This window comes from Actinomadura sp. J1-007 (assembly GCF_009793335.1).
GTDB lineage: Bacteria > Actinomycetota > Actinomycetes > Streptosporangiales > Streptosporangiaceae > Spirillospora > Spirillospora yumaensis.
On record NZ_WING01000001.1, the window covers coordinates 409,206 to 429,518 of the forward strand.

A 20,313-nucleotide genomic window follows, 5' to 3' on the forward strand; every position below is an offset into this window, starting at 1 on the left:
GCCGCCTGCCCCCTATCCCCCGGCGGCGGCCGCGCCCCTTCCCATTTCCGGAGTGGCCCGCTGTGACTGGAAGACACCGAAAGCAGAACAGGCTCTCGCTCACCCTCCGCACGACCGGCAGCCTCGTCGTCGGCGCCGCCGTGCTCGGGACCGCCGCCGCGACCGCCCAGGCGGCCGTGGTCGGCCCCGACAGGTCCGACGGCGCCGGGCGTTCCGCCGCCGCCACCGACATGGCGGCGGCCGGCGGGCGGAGCACGAAGGCCGACCCGAAGGCGGGGAACGGCCAGAAGGCGGAGGACGGCGCGAGAGCCGTACCGAAGCAGGCCGCCTCCCCCAGGGCGGCGGCGCCCGCCGGCGATCCCGAGTCCGCGCCGAAGCCGAAGCCGAAGCCCGAGGCCGAACGGCCCACGGCCGCCCAGGCCATCGACCTGGCCAGGTCGCAGGTCGGCACGGAGGAGGACGGCGGCGGCACCACCAAGTTCCAGAACTGGTACATGTCCACCGACCGGGCCAGGCAGACCGTCGCGCGCGACGGCGGCTCGGTCCAGGAGTACGCCGACGCCCAGTGGTGCGACATGTTCGTCTCCTGGATCGGCGAACGGCTCGGGTTCTCCGAGCAGTTCGGCAGCGACGCGTGGACGGTCGCCCACGCCCGCTGGTTCAAGGAGCAGGACCGCTGGGGCACCACCCCGAAGCCCGGCGCGATCGTGTTCTACTCCTGGGACGGCGGCGGGTCCGAGGACGACATCGACCACGTCGGGCTCGTCGTCAAGGGCACCGACGACGGCGTCGAGGCCGTGGAGGGCAACACCTCCAACGCCGTCCGCGTCCGGGAGCGCTCGGCCGACCAGATCGTCGGCTACGGCTACCCCGAGTACGCGGGCTGACACGGCGCCGGTCATCGGCACCCGGGTGCTCTGAATAGGATCGCGCGCATGGCGAACGACGCCGACGGGCCCCGCCCTCGGACCGGCACCGACCGGCCCGAGGGCGGGGCCGCGCCGTCCGCCTCCCCGGCCGAGCCGTCGCCCGCCCCGAAGGCCCCCGAGGTTGCGGAGGGCTCCGGCGGCGGGGCGCGGCTGACACGGCGCCGGGCGCTGCTCCTCGGGTCGGCGGGCGCGGCGGCCTGCGTCGCCGCCGGGGCCGGTCTCGCCGCCGCCCGCTCGGACCGTTCGGGCCGTTCGGGCTCGCGTCCGGCCTCCGCGTCGCCCGCCGTGCCGTTCGAGCCCGGCCCAGCCCGCGTCGTGCTCGCCAACCGCTCCCGCGCCGTACGGGAAGGCGACCGCGCCGCGTTCCTCGCCACCGTCGGCTCCGCGCCCGCCGCCTTCCAGGCCGCCCAGGCCCGCGTGTTCGACAACCTCCGCGCACTGCCCCTGGAGTCATGGGAGGAACGGCTCGTCCGCGTCGAGTCCGCCGCCCCGGACGGCGGCGCGGACGCGGGCGCCGGCACGGCGGTCGTCCGTCTGGAGCTCCGCTACCGGCTGCGCGGCTTCGACCGGGGCCAGGTGGCCCGCACCCGCTACCTCGCGTTCGCGCCCAGGTCCGGGGCCTGGGGGATCGTCGGGGACGGCGCGCGCCGCGGCCTCACCGACGACCCCGACATCTGGGACGGCGGGATGCTGCGCGCCGTCCGGGGCCGTTCCTGCCTGGTCGCGGGCGACGCCGGCGACCTCGACGAGATCGCGCGCCGCCTCGACGCGGCCGTGCCCGCCGTCACCTCCGTCCTCGGCAGGGGCTGGGCGCGGCGGGCGGTCGCCCTCGTCCCCGCCGACCCCGCCCGCGCCTCCGCGCTCGCCGGCGAGGGCCAGGACCTCCACGAGATCGCGGCGCTCGCCGCGGTCGCGCCCGCCGCCGGCGGCGGGCGCGGCGAGGACCGGATCATCATCGCGCCCGCCACGTTCGGCCGCCTGAACGCGCTCGGCCGCGACGTCGTCCTCACCCACGAGCTGACCCACGTCGCGACCGGCGGCGCCCGCGACGGCCGCACCCCGCTCTGGCTCATCGAGGGCTTCGCCGACTACGTCGGCTACCGCGGCGCGAAGGTGGACGCCCGGACCGCGGCGGGCGAGCTGCGCCGCGAGGTCGCGGCGGGACGGCTCCCCTCCGCGCTGCCGGGCGCCGCCGCGTTCGACGCGGGCTCGGGACGGCTCTCCCAGGCGTACCAGGAGTCCTGGCTCGCCTGCCGCATGATCGCGGACCGGTACGGTGAGACGGCGCTCGTGCGGCTCTACCGGGCCGCCGGGCGGGCCGGCGAGGCGGCCGCCCTCCGCGACGTGCTCGGCCTCACCCCCGGCCGCCTCACCGCCCTGTGGCGCGACCACCTGACCAAGGAGCTGGGATGAGCGAGCCGGCCGGCAGCGGCGCACGGACGTCCAGGATCGCCGCCGCCGTCACGGCGGCCGTGCTGTTCGCCGCCGTCGGGATCGTGCTGGCCCTGACCACCCCGTGGAACCCGCTGCCCGGCCACGTCCCCGGCGGGCACGCCGCCCCCGACCCGGCGCTCGACTTCTCCCCCGGCGAGATCGCCAGGTCCCGGGCGTTCGACTCGGCGGTGAACCCGCCCGCCTACGCCGGCCTGGTCGCGGGGCTCGTGGTCGTCCTCGCCCTCGGGCTGAGCCCGGCCGGCTCCCGCCTGGTCGGCTGGACGACCGCGCGGGTGCGGCGCTGGCCGCTCAGGATCGCGCTCGCCGCCGTCGTCCTGACGACGGTGCTGCGGCTGTGCGGCCTGCCGTTCGACATCTGGAGCGAGTCGGTGCTGCGCCGCTACGGCGTCTCCACGCAGTCCTGGCCCGCCTGGCTCGTCGACCAGCTCAAGTCCCTCGGCGTCACCTGGGTGATCTACACGGTGGCGCTGCTGCTGCTCTACGCGCTGGTCCGGCGGTTCCCCCGGTACTGGTGGGCGGGCGCCGCGGGCGGCGGGTTCGCGCTGGTCGTCGCGGTGTCGTTCCTCTACCCGGTGGCGGTGGAGCCGGTCTTCAACAGGTTCCACCCGCTGCCGAAGGGCGACCTGCGCACCGACCTGCTGGCGATGGCGTCCCGCGACGGCGTGCCCGTCGAGGACGTCCTGGTCGCCGACGCGTCCCGCCGGACGACGTCCCTCAACGCGTACGTGTCGGGCTTCGGCTCCACCCGCCGCATCGTGGTGTACGACACGCTGCTCAAGTCGCCCCGCGACCGGATCGAGTCGATCGTCGCGCACGAGCTGGGGCACGCCAAGCACAACGACGTCCTGTGGGGCACGCTGGTGGGCGCGCTCGGCGTCGCCGGGGCGATCTGCCTCCTCCAGCTCCTGCTGACCTCTCCGCGGCTCCTGCGGCGCGCGGGGTGGACGTGCCGGCCGAGCCGCGCAGGGGAACGGGTGCGTCCGACCCCCGTTCGGCGGCGCTGCTGCTCGCGCTCGTCGCGGTCGCCACGCAGATCGGCACGCCGGTCCAGAACCTCGTGAGCCGCCACATCGAGGCCCGCGCCGACGCGCACGCCCTCGACCTCACGCGCGACCCGGGCACGTTCGCGTCGATGCAGCACGAGCTGTCGGTGCGCAACATCTCCGACCTCGCCCCGGACCCGGTGGAGTACCTGCTGTGGCTCACCCACCCGGCCGGCCCCGAACGGATCGCCATGGCCAGGGACTGGGCCAGAATGCACCACGCCCCCGTCCCCCCGCCCCTCCGCGACCGCTGACCCACCGGGACCCCTGCCCCGGGCCGCGACCGCTGACCCCCGCTAGGACCGCTGCCCCGGACCGGGACCGCTGACCCCGGACCGGGTCCGCTGTCCCCCGCCGGGACCGCTGCCTCGGGCCAGAGGCCCGCTGTCCTCCGCCGGGGTCCGCTGTCCCCCACCGGGGGCGGGGTCAGGCGCCGGCGCCCGCGTCGGCGGCCTGGGAGCCCGCCGTCTGCGGGCCGGAGGGGTGCGGGCCCGCCGTCACCGAGCGCTTGAGCGCGCTGCCCTTCATCCAGTCGGCCCAGTTGAGCTGCCAGTAGCCCCAGCCGTTCTCCGGCTCCAGCTCCCGGCTCGTCCCCGTCACCTTGAACGGGTCGCCCCGGTAGGAGAAGTCGTAGAACCAGCTCGCGTCGGACGGGCTGACGTTGACGCAGCCGTGGCTGACGTTGCTGTTGCCCTGGGAGCCGACCGACCAGGGCGCGCTGTGCACGTACTCGCCGCTGTCGGAGATCCGGACCGCCGAGTACACCGTCTGCCGGTAGTAGCCGGCGCAGCCGGGACCGCAGCCGACCGTGGACGAGTCCATGATGACCGGGCTCGCCTTCTCCATGGTCAGGTGGTTGCCGTTGGTGGTGGTGTACTTCTCGGCACCGCCCATGCCCATGCTGACCGGGATCGTGCGGACCTTCTTGCCGTTCTTGCGGACGGTCATCATGTGCGAGTTCTCGCCCGCCTTCACGATGTGCTCGTCACCGATCTTGAAGTCGACGGTGTAGTTCTTGCCGCCGTAGACGTTCTTGGCCGCGGGGACGCCGCTCAGGTGCGCCCGGAAGCTGACCTTCGTCTGCGCCGGCCAGTACTTCTTGGTCCGGAACACGACCTCCCGGTCGCCGAACCAGTGCCAGGCCCCCTCGACCGGCTTGCTGGAGCGCACCTCCAGGGCCCGTTCCACGGCGGCGCGGTCGGTGACCGGACGGTCGAACTGCATGATGATCGGGATGCCGACGCCGACCGTCTCCTTGTTGAACGGCGCCTCGACCGTCATCGCGACCGTCTTCTCCGCCTTCTCGGTCGCGAAGCTGCTGTTGACGCTCTGCGTCCTGCCGTCCCGTCCGAGCGCGGTCGCGTTGACCGTGTACGCGGCGCCGGGGTTCAGCGACCAGCGGGAACGCCACTGGGTCCGGTCCGGGGTGAGGTAGCCCTCGACCTGCTCGCCGCCCTTGGACAGCACCGACACGTTCTCGATCGTGCCGCTCTTGGCCCGCACGGCGATCTCGCTCTCGGGGCGGAGCCGGTCGCCGCCGCCGCCGGGCGAGACCGAGAGCCGGACGGCGTCCTTGCCGTCCGGCGCGTCATCGCTGGAACAGGCGGCCGCCCCGGCCGCCACCGCCACCCCGAGGAGCAACGCGGCGGCCCGACGCCCCCGGTCCCTCGGTCCCGAAACGCCGACGCCCACCGTCGCTCCCCCGTCACTGAGATGTCACCGTGCGTACGTGTACGAGGTCATTATTAAAGGGCGGAGGCCCGCGTAAACGCGGGCCTCCGCCCCCTTGAACGTCCTTTACCGATCAGTGGGCGAAGTGACCCCGGTAGTACTCGAAGACCAGACCGATCGTGGACATCAGCATGGCGGCGGTGCCGAGGAAGACCATCCACCAGCCGAAGACCACGCCGAGCGCGATCAGCGCGGCCGACAGGCCGAGGAACAGCGGCCACCAGCTGTGCGGGCTGAAGAAGCCCAGCTCGCCCGCCGCGTCGGCGATGTCGCCCTCGGGGTCGTCCTCGTACAGCGGCCCGCCGTTGGAGCTCTCCAGCCGCCGCACGGTGAAGTGGATGTAGAACCCGATCAGGCCGGCCAGCCCGATGGACAGGGCGAGCGCGGTCGTGCCCGTCCAGTCCTTGGACCAGAGCCAGTAGACGACGTCGGTGGCGAGGAAGAAGACCGCGCACCCGTAGAACATGAACGCCTGAACGCGCATCGGCTACTCCCCCTTCGTCCCGGCGAGCTCGCCCTTGGCGCCCACCTTCGGGTGGTGCAGGTCGAATGCGGGCCGCTCGGACCGGATCTTCGGGATCGAGTTGAAGTTGTGCCGGGGCGGCGGGCAGGACGTCGCCCATTCCAGGGAGTTGCCGTAGCCCCAGGGGTCGTCGACCTCGACCTTCTTGCCCTTCTTCGCCGTGATGTAGATGTTGTAGAAGAACGGCAGCATCGACAGGCCGAGGACGAACGAGGAGATCGTCGAGACCTGGTTCAGCCCGGTGAACTCGTTGGCGTAGTCGGCGTAGCGGCGCGGCATTCCCTCGGCGCCCAGCCAGTGCTGGACGAGGAACGTGCCGTGGAAGCCGAGGAACAGCATCCAGAAGTGCAGCTTGCCGAGCCGGTCGTTCAGCATCTTGCCGGTCATCTTCGGCCACCAGAAGTAGAACCCGGCGAACATCGCGAAGACCACGGTGCCGAACACGACGTAGTGGAAGTGCGCCACCACGAAGTAGGAGTCGGAGAGCTGGAAGTCCATCGGCGGCGACGCCAGAATGACGCCGGTCAGACCGCCGAACAGGAACGTGACGAGGAATCCGAGCGACCACAGCATGGGCGACTCGAACGTCAGTTGTCCTCTCCAGATGGTCCCCACCCAGTTGAAGAACTTCACCCCCGTGGGCACCGCGATGAGGAACGTCATGAAGGAGAAGAACGGCAGCAGCACCTGGCCGGTGACGAACATGTGGTGCGCCCACACCGTGATCGACAGGCCGGCGATGGTGATGGTCGCGAAGACCAGGCCGATGTAGCCGAACAGCGGCTTGCGGCTGAACACCGGGAGGATCTCGGTCACGATGCCGAAGAACGGCAGCGCGATGATGTAGACCTCCGGATGCCCGAAGAACCAGAACAGGTGCTGCCAGAGCAGCGCACCGCCGTGCGCGGCGTCGAACACGTGCGCGCCGAGCTTGCGGTCGGCCTCCAGCGCGAGCAGCGCGGCGGCGAGGACCGGGAACGCCAGCAGGACCAGGATCGAGGTCAGCAGGATGTTCCACACGAAGATCGGCATCCGGAACATCGTCATGCCCGGGGCGCGCATGCACAGGATCGTGGTGATGAAGTTGACCGCGCCCATGATGGTGCCGAAGCCCGACATCGCCAGGCCCATCACCCACATGTCGCCGCCGACGCCCGGCGAGCGCACCGCGTCCGACAGCGGCGCGTAGGCGAACCAGCCGAAGCTGGCGGCGCCGCCCGGCGTGAGGAAGCCCGCGAGCACGATGAGGCCGCCGAACAGGAACAGCCAGTAGGCCAGCATGTTCATCCGCGGGAACGCCACGTCGGGCGCGCCGATCTGGAGCGGCATGACCACGTTGGCGAACCCCGCGAACAGCGGCGTCGCGAACAGCAGCAGCATGATCGTGCCGTGCATCGTGAACATCTGGTTGAACTGCTCGTTGCTCAGGATCTGGAGCCCCGGCTTGAACAGCTCGGCCCGCATCAGCAGCGCCAGGACGCCGCCGAGCAGGAACATCACGAACGACGTGATCAGGTACAGGTAGCCGATCACCTTGTGGTCGGTGGACGACAGCCAGGAGGCGATGATGCGCCCCTTGCTCGTCCGCGACGCGGCGATCGGCGCGCTCGGTGCGTGACTGATCGTGGTCACTGCGCACCCCCCGCGATCTTGGCCTTGGAATCGGCGATGAACTTGGCGTACTGCTCGGGCGACACGACCTGGAGCTGGAACAGCATCCGGCTGTGGTCGACGCCGCAGAGCTCGGCGCAGCGTCCCTCGTAGGTGCCCTGCTTCTTCGCCGTGAACTCGAACTCGTTGTTGTAGCCGGGCATGACGTCCTTCTTGTAGAGGAGCGCCGGTACCCAGAACGAGTGGATGACGTCGTTGGAGTGCAGCCGTACGCGGACCGTCTTGCCCGCCGGGATGGTCATCACGGGCTTCGCACCGTGCGGAGCGTTGGGCGCCACCGGAGTGCCGACGACCGAGGCGACCTTCTGCTCGCGCCCCGACGCGTCCTTCTCCTTGTAGTCGAACTGCCAGCTCCACTGGAAGGCGATGACGTCGACCGTGACCGCCGGATTCTTGGTGGTCTTCTCGACGTAGTTCTCGTCGCGCGCGGTGAAGTAGAACAGCACGGCGATGATGACGAACGGGACCGCCGTATAGAGGATCTCGATCGGCATGTTGTAGCGCACCTGCGGCGGCAGGTCATCGGAGCGCTTGCGGTGGAACAGCACCGCCCAGATGATCAGTCCCCAGACCACGGCGCCCACGGCGAACGCCGCGATCCAGGAGCCCTGCCAGAGCTTCAGCATGCGCTCGGCCTGGTCGCTGATCGGCTCGGGCATGCCCAGGCGTGACGCCTCGCCGCTGCACGCGGTGGCGGACAGCGCCAGCAGCCCTAGCGCGCCGGCGCTTTTCAATGCGCGGCGACTGCGCACAGGCGTACGCCGCTCCCTAGAGCGGGTCGGACTCACGGAATGCCTTCCCCACGGATGAAAGCCCGGCCTGCCGGGCGGTGAGATCAGTTGTTACACGTGTGGTGGACACACTAGCGCGAGGGTCGCGCCGACCCCTGATCGGGTGCCCGGTTAGTGTTCTGGCGTGGCTAACCTGAGCGCCTTGGCAGGCTATCTCGACGCCGCCTCCACCGAGCCGCTCCATCCCGCCGCGCGGGAGGCGCTGCTGCGCGCGCTGGACGGGGCGTGGGCCGACCCGGCCCGGCTGTACGGCGGCGCGAGGCGCGCCCGCGTGCGGCTGGACGAGGCCCGCGCGCGCGTCGCGGGGGTCCTCGGCGTCCGTCCCGACGAGGTCGCGTTCACGACCTCGGGCACCCAGGCCGTCCAGCTGGCGATGCTCGGGTCGCTCCGGGCGCGTCGGCGTGTCGGGCGGCATCTGGTGGTGAGCGCGGTCGAGCACTCCAGCGTCCTGCACACCGCCGAGGCGCACGAGCGCGACGGCGGCTCCGTCACGGTCGTCGGCGTCGGGCGGAGCGGGCGGGTGGACCCCGACGAGTTCGCCGCCGCGCTGCGTCCCGACACCGCGCTCGCGTGCCTCCAGTCCGCCAACCATGAAGTCGGCACCGTCCAGCCCGTCGCCGAGGCGGCCGAGGCGTGCCGCGCGGCCCGCGTCCCCCTGCTCGTGGACGCGGCGCAGTCGGTGGGGCGGATGTACGTGCCGGACGGCTGGTCGTTCCTGGCGGCGAGCGCGCACAAGTGGGGCGGCCCGCCCGGCGTGGGCGTGCTGGTCATCCGCAAGGGGACGCGCTGGCGGTCGCCGCTGCCCGACGACGAGCGGGAGGGCCGCCGCGTCCCCGGCTTCGAGAACGTGCCGGGCGCCGTCGCCGCCGCCGCGGCGCTGGAGGCGTACCGGTCGGAGATGGAGGGCGACGCGCCGCGCCTGTCGGCGCTCGTCGACCGGATCCGCGAGAGCGTCACGCGCACGGTCCCCGACGTCGAGGTCGTCGGCGACCCCGTGCGGCGCTTGCCACATCTGGTCACGTTCTCGTGCCTGTACGTGGAGGGAGAGGCTCTGCTGACGGAACTGGACCGGTTGGGTTTCGCGGTTTCGTCGGGCAGCTCGTGTACGGCGGATACGCTGCGACCGAGTCATGTGCTGGAGGCGATGGGCGTGATTACGCATGGGAACGTGCGGGTATCGCTGCCGCGTGCGGTGGATTCGTCCGACGTGGAGCGTTTCCTCGCCGTGCTCCCCGACGCCGTCGCCCGGCTCCGCCGCACCGCCGGAGTGGGCCCGGCATGACTCCCGCGATCCCGTTCACCCCGATGGCCAGCCAAGGGAGGCGGTCACGCCCATGAGGTTCCGAGGCCGTACGCGCCGCGACGCGGAGCCCGCGGCGCCGCCCCCCGCCCCGGCCGGTCCGCCGCCGGTGCTGGTCATCGACGCGCTCGGCCGCAAGTGCCCGATCCCGATCATCATGCTCGCCGAGCGGATCCGCGAGGTCCCGGTGGGCCAGATCGTCGCGGTCCTCGCCGACGACGTCGCCGCCCGCACCGACGTGCCCGCCTGGTGCCGGATGAAGTCGCAGGACTTCGTCCGCGAGGAGCAGCTGCCGCGAGGCTGGGGCTTCCACATCCGCCGCACGTACTGACCCCGCGCCGCATGTGCTGACCCGCGCCGCACATGCTGACCGCGCGCCGCACGTACTGACCGCGGGCCGCACGTACTGACCGGCGCCGGACATGCGGACCGCGCGCCGCACATGCGGACCGCGCCGCGCCCCGTGCAGCGACGCGCGCTGGGGCGGGCGGTCGCCGCGCTCCGCGCCGGAGCGGAGCGCGGCCGTTCAGCGCGTCATGGGCTGGGGCAGGAGAGGTGCGGGGCGATCTCCGCGGCGGCGTCGGCGCCGTAGGCGTCGGTCAGCCGCGCCAGGAACGCCTCCTTGCCGAACGCGTACTCCTGCGGCCCGGGGGCCTCCAGCGAGTAGGCGGCGATGACGTTGCCGACCTGGGCGGCGCGTTCGAGGGACAGGCCCCACGCGGTCGCCGACAGGAACCCGCCGCGGAACGCGTCGCCGACGCCGGTCGGGTCGCCGGGCTTCGCGACGGCGGCGCACGGGACGTGCACGCCCTCCTCGCCCTTGCGGTCGATCATGACGCCCTTGGCGCCGAGGGTGGTGACCCGGATGCCGACGCGGGAGAGGATCTCGGCCTCGCTCCAGCCGGTCTTCTCCTCGCAGAGGGCCTTCTCGTACTCGTTGGTGAACAGGTAGGCGGCGCCGTCGATCAGGCGGCGGACGTCCGCGCCGTCCATCCGGGCGAGCTGCTGGGACGGGTCGGCGGCGAACGGGATGCCGCGGGTGCGGCACTCGTCGGTGTGCCGGTTCATCGCCTCGGGGTCGTTCGGGCTGACGACGACGAGGTCGAGGCCGCCGACGCGGTCGGCGACGGGCTGGAGCTCGATCGAGCGGGCCTCCCGCATCGCGCCCGCGTAGAACGTGGCGATCTGGTTCTGGTCCTGGTCGGTGGTGCACAGGAACCGGGCCGTGTGGTGCAGCTCCGACACGTGCACCGAGGAGGTGTCGACGCCGTGCCGGTCGAGCCAGGAGCGGTAGTCGTCGAAGTCGGCGCCGACCGAGCCGACGAGGATCGACTCCTTGCCGAGGTTGCCCATGGCGAAGCAGATGTTGGCGGCGATGCCGCCGCGCCGGATCTCCAGATCGTCGACCAGGAAGGACAGCGACACCCGGTCGAGCTGGTCGGGCAGGAGCTGGTCGGTGAACCTTCCGGGGAAGGACATCAGATGGTCGGTGGCGATGGACCCTGTCACGGCGATGCGCACGGCGTCGCTCTCCTCGTTGGTCTCGTCCGGCTTCTCGCCGGCTGTTCCGAACCCACCTAAGGATTCGCGGGCCAGGAAAGACTACTTGCCATGGCACCACACAACGCAGTCGGCGCACACCCCTACCGGGGCGTCCCTGGGCCCCCTGGATCGCGCCTCGACCGAGGCTGGAGCGGGGGCGGCCGGACACGACGGAACGGCCCGGCCGCTTCGAGCGTGCCGGGCCGTTCCGTGAGCGGTCCGTGACGGTCCGCCGCCCCGGTCGGGGCCGGCGGGCCGGGGAGCCGCTAGTTGAACGAGTCGCCGCAGGCGCAGGAGCCCGAGGCGTTCGGGTTGTCGATGGTGAAGCCCTGCTTCTCGATGGAGTCGACGAAGTCGATCGTCGCGCCGGTGAGGTAGGGGGCGCTCATCCGGTCGACCCGCACGCTCAGGCCGTCGAAGTCCTGGACCTGGTCGCCGTCCATCTCGCGCTCGTCGAAGAAGAGCTGGTAGATCAGGCCCGAGCAGCCTCCCGGCTGCACGGCGACACGCAGGGCGAGGTCGTCGCGGCCCTCCTGCTCGAGCAGGCCCTTGGCCTTCTCGGCGGCGGCGTCGGTGAGGACGACGCCCTGCTGCGTGGTCTCCTGCGTGGTCTCGCCTGAAACCGTCATAAGTTCAGCTCCCGGGTCTCACTGCACCGCCCGTGGCGGCGAACTGTCGCTGTCGTCGAGGTCGTCCTACGCCTCTCAACGTAGGACAACGTACCTCGCGATGAGGCCATTCCGCTTTTCCAGAGTGTTTCACGCACCTACCCGGTGCGGTCCTCGTCACACCCCCCTGCCCGCGCCGCCCCGCCCGCCCGTGTGCCATCATTAGTCGTCAAAGCGACGATAAGTCCCCCGTCGCAGGAGGGAGAACTCCCGTGACCACTCCAGTGCGCGACCTTCCACTGCTGCTGCTCGGCAGCGGATCGGACCCGGCGAGCGAACGGGGCGTGGACTGCCCCGGGGAGCTGCCGCCCGCCTCGGACCCCGGCCTGGTGGAACGTGCCCGCGCGGCCAAGGCGGCGCTCGGCGAGCGGGTCTTCGTGCTCGGCCACCACTACCAGCGCGACGAGGTGATCGAGTTCGCGGACGTGACCGGCGACTCGTTCAAGCTGGCCAGGGAGGCGGCGGCGCGGCCCGAGGCGCCGTACGTCGTGTTCTGCGGCGTGCACTTCATGGCCGAGTCCGCCGACATCCTGACCGCCGACCACCAGCGGGTCGTGCTGCCCGACCTCGCGGCGGGCTGCTCGATGGCCGACATGGCGACGTTCGACCAGGTCGAGGAGTGCTGGGAGGTCCTGGAGGACGCCGGGATCGCCGGCGACGTGGTGCCCGTCACCTACATGAACTCCTCGGCCGACATCAAGGGCTTCGTCGGCCGCCACGGCGGGGTCGTGTGCACCTCGTCCAACGCCAGGCGGGCGCTGGACTGGGCGTACGCGAAGGGGTCGAAGGTGCTGTTCCTGCCCGACCAGCACCTCGGCCGCAACACCGCCGTCCTGGAGATGGGCCTCGGGCTGGACGACTGCGTCGTCTACAGCCCGCACCGGCCCGGCGGCGGACTCGGCGAGCGGGAGCTGCGGGACGCGCGGATGATCCTCTGGCGCGGGCACTGCTCGGTGCACGGCCGGTTCAGCCTGGACTCGGTGGACGACGTGCGGGCCCGGGTGCCGGGCGTGAACGTGCTCGTCCACCCCGAGTGCCGGCACGAGGTCGTCACGGCCGCGGACCGGGTGGGCTCGACCGAGTACATCATCAAGACCCTGGAGGCCGCGCCCGCCGGGTCGGCGTGGGCGGTCGGCACGGAGCTGAACCTCGTCCGGCGGCTGGCGAACGCCCACCCGGACAAGAACGTGATGTTCCTCGACAAGACCGTCTGCTACTGCTCGACCATGAACCGGATCGACCTGCCGCACCTGGTCCGTTCGCTGGAGTCCCTCGCGGACGGGCGGGTCGTCAACCAGATCCGGGTGGACGAGGAGACCGCCCACTACGCCCGCCTGGCCCTCGACCAGATGCTCGCGCTCCCGTAACCGGACGGGGAGCCGGTCAGAGGGCCGAGTTCTCCACCCAGTGGACGAGCAGCGCGTCGTCGCCGGAGAACTCCAGCCGGGGGTCGCCGAGCTTGCGGCGGCCCCACAGGAACAGGAACAGGTCCGACACGTTCCCGCGGACGGCGGCCTGGGCGTCGGAGACGTCCGGGCCGCCCGTTGCCGCGGCGGCGTCCTCCCGGGTCCAGGTGAAGCCGTCGGGCTGGAGGCGGAGCAGCCAGCGGGCCCCGGCGTCGGGCGCCGCGAGCGCGAGCACCTCGCCCTTGCCCCGCAGGTTCGCGGTCTTCGGCGCGAACATGGACGCGCGCGGGAGGAGCCCCAGCAGCTCCTCGATCCCGTCGGCGGCGATGTCGGCGTCCACGGCCGGGTCACGGCCCGCGGCGACCTCGGCGTCGCAGCGGTGGACGGCGTTCTCGTGCAGCATCCGCCGCGCCCAGAACCCGGCGCGGCCCCCGGCCCCCCAGGCCCACATCACGGTCTCGGGGTCGGTGGCGCGCAGCGCCGCGAGCAGCGCCGCCGCGCCGTCCACGAACCAGGCCCGCAGCTCGGCGGGGTCCTTCGGGGCCGTTCCCGCGAGGTCGCGCATGGGCACGACGTCCTGGGCGGCGACCTCGACCATCCCGCCCGCCCAGCGGTGCACGTACCCGAGGTGGCGGAGCAGGTCGCCGACCGTCCAGCCGGGGCAGCCCGGAACGGGCTCGTCGGGCCCGGCGGCGTCCGCGGCGTCGAGGATCGCGGCGAGCTGCGCCTCGGTCGCGTCGCAGTAGCGGTGGTGATCCAAGGTCCCTGCCGTCATGACCCCTCCCGCGCTGTTCGTCCAGATCGCTTCCCCGACGATGTCACACCTCGCGGCCGGGCGTAAGCGGTCCGGAGGGCGTCCCGCGCGGGGCTCAGAGACCGGGGCTCAGAGGCCGTGGCTCAGAGGCCGGGCGCTCCCCACACGGGGAACCAGCGGGCGAGGTCCTCCTCGAACGGCAGGTCGGCTCCCACCGCGCCCTTCACCTGGATCTCCAGCGCGTTGTCGCGCTTGTCGCCGGGCAGCGGCGCGAACGGGTAGAACGTGCCGCGCTTGTAGAGGTAGACGAGCGCGAGGCGCCGCCCGTCCGGGCCGGTGAACCCGGCGAGCGAGCACAGCAGGTGCGGCCCGAACCCGCCCGACTCCAGCGAGGCGTTCACCGCGTGCAGGTCGGTGACCAGCGCGGGCAGCTCCTCGGGGGCGTGCCTGGCGAGCAGCCAGGTGTAGCCGTACGCGTCGGTGCTGAGCTCGACCTTCGGGCCCTCGTCGGCGTCGAGGAGCTGCTGGACGTCCCGCTGGATCTGCGCGAACGCGCCGCCCTCGGCGGCCCGGAAGCACACCGAGCCGAGCCCGGTCGGCGTGAAGCCGGTCGCGGCCTCCAGCGTGATCGCCGCCGTGGACAGCGCGAACAGGCGGTCGAGGTCGGGCTTGGCCGGCTTGGAGCGGCCGAGCAGCGTGTCCAGGAATCCCACGGGTCAGGCTCCCCTGCTGAGCTGGTCGGAGATCTTCGAGAGCTGCGCGAGCCGCTTGTCCAGCGTCGGGTGCGTGGAGAACAGCGAGGAGACGCTGAACCCCTTGGTGAACGCCGGGGCGAAGAAGAACGCGTTGAACGGCTCGGCGGACCGCAGGTCGCGGCTCGGGATCCGCGCGATCTCGCCCGACACCTTGGTCAGCGCGCTCGCCAGGGACGAGGGCCGTCCGGTCAGCAGCGCGGCGGCCCGGTCGGCGGACAGCTCGCGATAGCGCGACAGCGCGCGGGTCAGCAGGAAGCTGATCGCGTAGGCGACCGCGCTGACGGCGACCACGGCGAGCAGGATCATCCCGGTGTTCTGGTCGTTGTCGCGGCGGTTGAAGCCGCCCCACAGGCCCCACTCCAGCCCGAACCTGGTGATCAGGCCGGCGCAGACGCCGAGGAACGAGGCGATCGTCATGACCGCCACGTCGCGGTGCGCGATGTGCGCCATCTCGTGGGCGAGCACGCCCTCCAGCTCGACCGGGTCGAGCCGCCGCAGCAGGCCCGTCGTCACGCACACCACGGCCTTGCTCTGGTTGCGCCCGGTGGCGAACGCGTTCGGCACGTCGGTGTCGGCGATCGCGACCTTCGGCTTCGGCGCGTTCGACATCGCGCTGATGCGGTCGATCACGCCGTGCAGCTCGGGGGCCTCCTCCGGCGTCACCTCGCGGCCGTGCATGGCGAACAGGGTGAGCTTGTCGGAGAAGAAGTACTGGGCGAGCATGAACACGACGGCCACCGCGAGGGCGACCATCCCCCACTTCGGCGCGATCACGAAGAACGCCCCGACGAAGACGACATAGACCAGTCCCAGCAGGAACATGGTCACGAGCATCCGCGACGTCAGCCCCCGGTCGGAGGCATAGCGCGTCCGGGTCATCCGATCCCCCTGTTCTCCCCAACTCATACTTGACAACGTGCGGAGCACGGGTTTTGTGCCCGCGCCAGGGGGAGCCGGGCCCGCGGCCCGCAGGACGGCCGGGCCGTTCGCGCCGCGCCGGCGGCCACCGCGACGGCCGGCGCCGCCGGGCGGGCCGTCGGGCGCGCGCCGTACCGCCGGACCGCCGTGCGCGGCCCGCACGGGAAACGCCGGACCGCCGGGGGGCCGCCTGGGCGGCGCCGGTCGGGCGGCGGATGCGGAGCGCCGGGCACTCCCGTACCCCGGCGTACGACCTCCCCGGCCGGTCCCCGGGCCCTGGGGGTCGTTCCAGAGCCCGGGATCAGTCGGGGATCAGGCCCTCGTCGCCGAGCATCGAGCGCACCTCGTCGATGTGCGCGTCGGCCGGCGGCAGGATGAGCTCGGACGGCGCGAGGCTGTCGGCGGGCAGCGGCTTGCCGACCTTGCGCACGTTGTCGAGCAGCGCGTGCAGGGCGGCGCGGAACAGCGTCTCGTCGCCCGACTCGATGGCGGCCTCGAGCTCGTCGTCGAGCGTGTTGAGGGAGGACAGCTCGTCGGCCGCGACGTCGAGCTGGCCCTCGCCCATGAGCCGGACGATCACTGGGCACCCCCGGGCTTCTGCGGCCACGGCGCCTGCTGCGGGGCGTCCTGCTGCTGCGCCTGCTGCTGGGGCTGCGCGGCGGAGGTGCCCTGGTTGAGCTCCTTCGGCGCGGGACCCTGGCCCAGCTCGGCCTTCAGCGCCTCCAGTTCGAGGTCGACGCCCGGCCCGGAGCCCATCCGGTCGAGCTCGGCCTGGATGTCGTCCTTCGGCCCGGAGAAGTCCTCCAGGGCCCCGGAGGCGAGCAGCTCGTCGATGGCCCCGGCGCGGGCCTTCATCGTCTCGGTCTTCTCCTCGGCGCGCTGGATCGCGAGGCCCACGTCGCCCATCTCCTCGGAGATGCCGGAGAACGCCTCGTTGATCTTGGTCTGCGCCTCGGCCGCCGTGTAGGTGGCCTTGATCGTCTCCTTGCGGGTGCGGAACGAGTCGACCTTGGCCTGGAGCCGCTGCGAGGCCAGGGTGAGCTTCTCCTCCTCGCCCTGCAACTGCTGGTACTGCGCGCGCAGGTCGCCGAGCTGGCTGTCCAGCCCCGCCCGCCGGGTCAGCGCCTCCCGGGCGAGGTCCTCGCGGCCCACCTGGAGCGCCTTCTTGCCCTGGTCGGTCAGCTTGTTCTGCTGCCCTTCGAGCTGGTTGATCTGCAGTTCGAGGCGCTTGCGCGAGGTCGCGACGTCGGCGACACCCCGACGGACCTTCTGCAGCATCTCGAGCTGGCGCTGATACGAATAGTCCAGGGTCTCACGAGGATCCTCCATCCGGTCCAGGGCCTTGTTCGCCTTGGACTTGAAGATCATCGACATTCGCTTCATCACGCTCATCGCGCTGGCGCCGGTCCCTTCGTGCTGTAGCTCAGTTCACCAACTGGGCTCAATGACCACTGCTGGGGTCTTATCACCCTACGCGTTAACGCGCGAGGCAGCCACGATGTTCGCACCCGGTAGGCTGATCCCGTGTTCCGACGTCGTACCCAGGAAGCCCCCGTGAATCCTCCTCAGGTAGTAAAGCCGGGGGGAAAGGGCCGGCCCACGCCCAAACGGAGCGAGGCCGAGAAGCGCCGCCGCCAGCCGATCACCGCGCCCTCCACCCGCAAGGAGGCGTACAAGAAGACCCGTGAACGGCAGGCCACCGAGCGCGTCAGGACCCGCGAGGGAATGGCCAAGGGAGAGGAGAAGTACCTCCTCAAGCGCGACAAGGGGCCCGTCCGCCGGCTCGCCCGCGACTACGTCGACTCCCGCCGCACGTTCGCGTCGTACCTCATGTACGCGATGTTCCTGATCGTCGTGCTGAGCCTGCTGCCGATCGCCGCCGCCAAGCTGCTGGTGCTGTTCGCGCCGCCGGTGCTGCTCGCGATCGTGTTCATCGAGGGCTTCATGCTCAACACGGGCATCAAGAAGCTGGCCGCCGCCCGCTTCCCCGACGAGGACCGCAAGGGCCTCGGGATGTACGCGGCGATGCGCGCCATGCAGATCCGCCGCCTGCGCGTGCCGTCCCCCCAGGTCAAGATCGGCGAGAAGGACAAGATCTGACCGCCGCGCCGAACCCCCTCCCCCGCTCCCGCCGCCGTCCGGCCTGACCGGCACCTGGGCGGGTGAGGGCGATCACACGCCGTTAGGGTCGGTCCCATGGAGTTCCGACACCTTGGCCGCAGCGGCCTGAAGATCAGCGAGATCGCGTACGGGAACTGGCTCACCCACGGTTCCCAGGTCGAGGAGGACGCCGCCCGCGCGTGCGTGGCGGCGGCCCTCGACGAGGGCATCACCACGTTCGACACCGCGGACGTCTACGCCGCCACCCGCGCCGAGGAGGTCCTCGGGCGGGCGCTGAAGGGGCTGCGCCGCGAGGGGCTGGAGATCTGCACGAAGGTCTACTGGCCGACCGGGAGCGGCCCGAACGACAGCGGACTGTCCCGCAAGCACATCCGCGAGTCGATCGAGGGGTCGCTGCGCCGCCTCGGCACCGACTACGTGGACCTCTACCAGGCGCACCGGTTCGACCACGAGACGCCGCTGGACGAGACGATGCGGGCGTTCGACGACCTCGTCCGGCAGGGCAAGGTGCTGTACGTCGGCGTCTCGGAGTGGCGGGCCGAGGAGATCGAGCGGGCGCTGAGGATCGCCGACGAGATGGGCCTGGACCGGATCGTGTCGAACCAGCCGCAGTACTCCATGCTGTGGCGGGTCATCGAGGAGGAGGTCGTCCCGCTGTCCGAGCGCGAGGGGCTCGGGCAGATCGTGTGGTCGCCGATCGCGCAGGGCGTCCTGACCGGCAAGTACAAGCCGGGGGCGGCGCCGCCGGCGGGGTCGCGCGCCACCGACGAGCGGGGCGGCGCCGACATGATCAAGAGGTACCTGAGCGACGACCTGCTGGCCCGCGTCCAGGACCTGCGGCCGATCGCGGACGAGCTCGGGCTCACGATGGCCCAGCTCGCGATCGCCTGGACGCTCCAGAACCCGAACGTGTCGGCCGCGATCGTCGGCGCGTCCCGCCCCGAGCAGGTCCGCGACAACGTCCGGGCCGCCGGGGTCAAGCTCGACGCCGAGGTGCTGCGGCGCATCGACGACGTGCTCGGCCCGGTCGTCATCCGCGACCCGTCGCGAACGATCAGCCCCGCCCAACGCCCCTGACACCCGCCGCGCGTTGAGCGCCCCCCGCGCGTTGAGCGACCGGCGGGCGTTGGGCGACCGGCGCGGGTTGGGCGTCCGCCGCGCGTTGAGGCGTCCGGCACGCGTCGAGCGACCGGCACGCGTCGAACGTCCGACACGCGTCGAGCGACCGCCGCACGTTGGGCGACCGGCGCGCGTTGAGCGACCGGCGCGCGTTGAGGCGACCGGCGCGCGTTGAGCGACCGGCACGCGTTGAGCGACCGCCGCACGTTGAACGGCCGCCGCTCGAGCGACCGGCACGCGTTGAGCGACCGCCACACGCTGAGCGACCAGCGCGCGTTGAGCGACCGGCGGGCGTTGCGCTTCCCGGGCGTGCCCGGAGGCCGTCGCCGCGGGCTCGTTCGGGGGTGCCGGGCGCGTCCGCGGCGGGGGGCGGGGCGGCGCGGAAGGTCACTCCGGGTCGAGCAGGCTCATCGGGTAGACGTCGGAGTCGCCGTCCAGCAGCGTCACCGTGTCGATGCCCTCCTCGCGCAGGGCGCGCCAGTTCTCGCCCAGCCACGACTCCGCGTCGGCCTGCGTCGGGAACGTCTCCTCGGACGTCCCGGCCGCCTGCCCGCCGGTCTTCTCCAGCCGCCAGCTCCACGCCATACCGCTCGACCTCCCTCGTCGCCCGTGAGACTAGCCGCTGCGATCAGCCCGCGGCTTCGATCGCGCGGCGCAGGGCGTCCGCGCTGCCGGTGTCGGTGGTGGGCAGCGTGCGCCCGTCCACCCGTACGGACGGGGTGCCCTGGACGCCGCCGGCGATGTAGCGGCGGCTGACCTCGGCCACCTTCGGCGCGTACCGCTGGCTCTCGACGCACTTGGCGAAGTCGTCGCCCGTGAGGCCGACCGGCGCCCCGTACGAGACCAGGTCGGCGGTCGCGTAGCCCTTCGTCTCAAGGCTCGCGGGCTGGTGCCGGTAGACGGCGTCCTGGTAGGCGAGCCAGCGGGCCCCGTCGCCCACGCAGCGCAGGGCCGCGGCGGCGCGCATCGCGTTGTCGCGCGCGGGCTGCACGCTCTCGCCGAAGACCACCATCGGGTGGAAGACGACCTTGGCGCGTCCCGCGACGGCGAGCTGCTTCAGCATCGGGTCGTGCATCCGGTCGAACGCGCCGCAGTGGGGGCACGCGAAGTCCTCGTAGACGTCCACGACGGGCCGGACGACGCCGGGCCGCACCATGGTGAGGCTGCCGTCCGGTTCGGGGCGCGCCTCGGCGCCGCCGGCGATCTGGCCGACCCTCAGCTCGACCTCGGGGCCGGCGTCCGCGTCGCTCGCGTCGTCCCCGCCGCTCATCGCGTAGACGATCCCGCCGACCGCGGCCAGGACGACGACCAGGGCGCCGGCGACGAGCGCGATCACCAGGCCCGCGCCGCCCTTCTTGGGCGGCGGCGGCCCGGCGGGCGCCCACTGCGGGCCCTGCGCGCCGTACGGTCCCGGCGGTGGAGGGCCCATCGGCGGGCCCGGCTGACCGCCGCCGGGCGGCGGGCCTCCGGGCGGGTTTCCGGGTGGGCCGTAGGGTCCCTGCGGGGGACCCGGCTGCTGCGGCCAGGGCGTGTTCGGGGGGTTGCCCACCAGGTCTCCTTCGCGCTCACGGGAACGACCAGGGTAGC

22 protein-coding genes are annotated in these 20,313 nt (G+C 72.3%); 9 read left to right on the top strand and 13 right to left on the bottom strand.

What is annotated here, in order from left to right; all coding sequences use genetic code 11:
- The first annotated feature begins 62 nt into the window (after positions 1-62).
- The 4 genes from GEV43_RS54540 to GEV43_RS53155 are packed head-to-tail and all read left to right on the top strand — an operon-like array spanning position 63 to position 3,681.
- Positions 63-887, top strand: a complete 825-nt coding sequence (locus tag GEV43_RS54540; RefSeq protein WP_160819205.1) for a CHAP domain-containing protein — start codon at positions 63-65, stop codon at positions 885-887.
- Positions 888-935: 48 nt separating this feature from the next.
- On the top strand, positions 936-2,342 hold the full coding sequence (locus GEV43_RS01830; protein WP_160819206.1) for a hypothetical protein: 1,407 nt from the start codon (positions 936-938) through the stop codon (positions 2,340-2,342).
- Positions 2,339-3,445, top strand: a complete 1,107-nt coding sequence (locus GEV43_RS01835) for a M48 family metalloprotease (protein WP_254715861.1) — start codon at positions 2,339-2,341, stop codon at positions 3,443-3,445. Before GEV43_RS01830 ends, GEV43_RS01835 begins: the two co-directional genes overlap by 4 nt.
- The gene (locus tag GEV43_RS53155; protein ID WP_309239397.1) at positions 3,331-3,681 is read left to right on the top strand and encodes a M48 family metalloprotease; all 351 of its coding nucleotides are present in this window, start codon (positions 3,331-3,333) and stop codon (positions 3,679-3,681) included. Before GEV43_RS01835 ends, GEV43_RS53155 begins: the two co-directional genes overlap by 115 nt.
- 172 nt (positions 3,682-3,853) lie before the next feature.
- On the opposite strand, the gene GEV43_RS01840 is transcribed toward GEV43_RS53155, so the two are convergent.
- From GEV43_RS01840 to coxB, 4 genes are all read right to left on the bottom strand, one after another.
- Positions 3,854-5,119, bottom strand: coding sequence for an Ig-like domain-containing protein (locus GEV43_RS01840; protein ID WP_309239398.1), 1,266 nt, complete (start codon positions 5,117-5,119; stop codon positions 3,854-3,856).
- A gap of 112 nt (positions 5,120-5,231) precedes the next feature.
- Positions 5,232-5,642, bottom strand: a complete 411-nt coding sequence (locus GEV43_RS01845; protein ID WP_160819207.1) for a cytochrome c oxidase subunit 4 — start codon at positions 5,640-5,642, stop codon at positions 5,232-5,234.
- 3 nt (positions 5,643-5,645) lie between these two features.
- Positions 5,646-7,313: a cytochrome c oxidase subunit I gene (ctaD, locus tag GEV43_RS01850; protein WP_160819208.1), complete on the bottom strand. Its 1,668-nt coding sequence runs from the start codon at positions 7,311-7,313 to the stop codon at positions 5,646-5,648.
- Positions 7,310-8,104 carry a cytochrome c oxidase subunit II gene (coxB, locus tag GEV43_RS01855; RefSeq protein WP_160819209.1) on the bottom strand — a complete coding sequence of 265 codons (795 nt, stop codon included), beginning with the start codon at positions 8,102-8,104 and terminating at the stop codon, positions 7,310-7,312. The genes ctaD and coxB overlap by 4 nt, the downstream gene beginning before the upstream one ends.
- A 181-nt stretch (positions 8,105-8,285) precedes the next feature.
- On the opposite strand from coxB, the gene GEV43_RS01860 reads away from it, so the two are divergent.
- Complete coding sequence (locus GEV43_RS01860) at positions 8,286-9,425, top strand: cysteine desulfurase family protein (RefSeq protein ID WP_241682738.1); 1,140 nt, start codon at positions 8,286-8,288, stop codon at positions 9,423-9,425.
- Positions 9,426-9,477: 52 nt separating this feature from the next.
- Positions 9,478-9,774 carry a sulfurtransferase TusA family protein gene (locus GEV43_RS01865; protein WP_160819211.1) on the top strand — a complete coding sequence of 99 codons (297 nt, stop codon included), beginning with the start codon at positions 9,478-9,480 and terminating at the stop codon, positions 9,772-9,774.
- Between the two features lie 203 nt (positions 9,775-9,977).
- Here GEV43_RS01865 and GEV43_RS01870 read toward each other — a convergent pair whose 3' ends face one another.
- Positions 9,978-10,964 (bottom strand): carbohydrate kinase family protein, encoded by a 987-nt coding sequence (locus GEV43_RS01870; protein ID WP_160819212.1) that lies wholly within the window; start codon positions 10,962-10,964, stop codon positions 9,978-9,980.
- A 287-nt stretch (positions 10,965-11,251) separates the two neighbouring features.
- Positions 11,252-11,614: an iron-sulfur cluster assembly accessory protein gene (locus tag GEV43_RS01875; protein ID WP_160819213.1), complete on the bottom strand. Its 363-nt coding sequence runs from the start codon at positions 11,612-11,614 to the stop codon at positions 11,252-11,254.
- Between the two features lie 251 nt (positions 11,615-11,865).
- Between GEV43_RS01875 and nadA the strand changes: the two genes are divergently transcribed.
- Complete coding sequence (gene nadA / locus GEV43_RS01880; protein ID WP_160819214.1) at positions 11,866-13,020, top strand: quinolinate synthase NadA; 1,155 nt, start codon at positions 11,866-11,868, stop codon at positions 13,018-13,020.
- Positions 13,021-13,036: 16 nt separating this feature from the next.
- Here the strand turns inward: nadA and GEV43_RS01885 are convergent, their stop codons facing one another.
- From GEV43_RS01885 to GEV43_RS01905, 5 genes are all read right to left on the bottom strand, one after another.
- Positions 13,037-13,834, bottom strand: a complete 798-nt coding sequence (locus GEV43_RS01885) for a maleylpyruvate isomerase family mycothiol-dependent enzyme (RefSeq protein ID WP_160819215.1) — start codon at positions 13,832-13,834, stop codon at positions 13,037-13,039.
- A 122-nt stretch (positions 13,835-13,956) separates the two neighbouring features.
- Complete coding sequence (locus tag GEV43_RS01890; RefSeq protein WP_160819216.1) at positions 13,957-14,526, bottom strand: hypothetical protein; 570 nt, start codon at positions 14,524-14,526, stop codon at positions 13,957-13,959.
- 3 nt (positions 14,527-14,529) lie between these two features.
- Positions 14,530-15,447, bottom strand: coding sequence for a zinc metalloprotease HtpX (htpX, locus tag GEV43_RS01895; protein ID WP_160819217.1), 918 nt, complete (start codon positions 15,445-15,447; stop codon positions 14,530-14,532).
- A gap of 340 nt (positions 15,448-15,787) precedes the next feature.
- Positions 15,788-16,066, bottom strand: coding sequence for a hypothetical protein (locus tag GEV43_RS01900; protein ID WP_160819218.1), 279 nt, complete (start codon positions 16,064-16,066; stop codon positions 15,788-15,790).
- Complete coding sequence (locus tag GEV43_RS01905) at positions 16,063-16,878, bottom strand: PspA/IM30 family protein (protein WP_206681040.1); 816 nt, start codon at positions 16,876-16,878, stop codon at positions 16,063-16,065. The genes GEV43_RS01900 and GEV43_RS01905 overlap by 4 nt, the downstream gene beginning before the upstream one ends.
- Positions 16,879-17,040: 162 nt before the next feature.
- Between GEV43_RS01905 and GEV43_RS01910 the strand changes: the two genes are divergently transcribed.
- Together GEV43_RS01910 and GEV43_RS01915 are read left to right on the top strand one after the other, a co-directional pair.
- Positions 17,041-17,586 (top strand): DUF3043 domain-containing protein, encoded by a 546-nt coding sequence (locus tag GEV43_RS01910; protein ID WP_309239399.1) that lies wholly within the window; start codon positions 17,041-17,043, stop codon positions 17,584-17,586.
- Between the two features lie 96 nt (positions 17,587-17,682).
- Positions 17,683-18,684 carry an aldo/keto reductase family protein gene (locus tag GEV43_RS01915; RefSeq protein WP_160819220.1) on the top strand — a complete coding sequence of 334 codons (1,002 nt, stop codon included), beginning with the start codon at positions 17,683-17,685 and terminating at the stop codon, positions 18,682-18,684.
- Positions 18,685-19,113: 429 nt separating this feature from the next.
- Here GEV43_RS01915 and GEV43_RS01920 read toward each other — a convergent pair whose 3' ends face one another.
- A complete protein-coding gene (locus GEV43_RS01920) occupies positions 19,114-19,311 on the bottom strand; it encodes a hypothetical protein (protein ID WP_160819221.1) in 198 nt (65 codons plus the stop codon).
- A gap of 43 nt (positions 19,312-19,354) precedes the next feature.
- Positions 19,355-20,275 carry a thioredoxin domain-containing protein gene (locus GEV43_RS54545; protein ID WP_160819222.1) on the bottom strand — a complete coding sequence of 307 codons (921 nt, stop codon included), beginning with the start codon at positions 20,273-20,275 and terminating at the stop codon, positions 19,355-19,357.
- Positions 20,276-20,313: the final 38 nt, after the last annotated feature.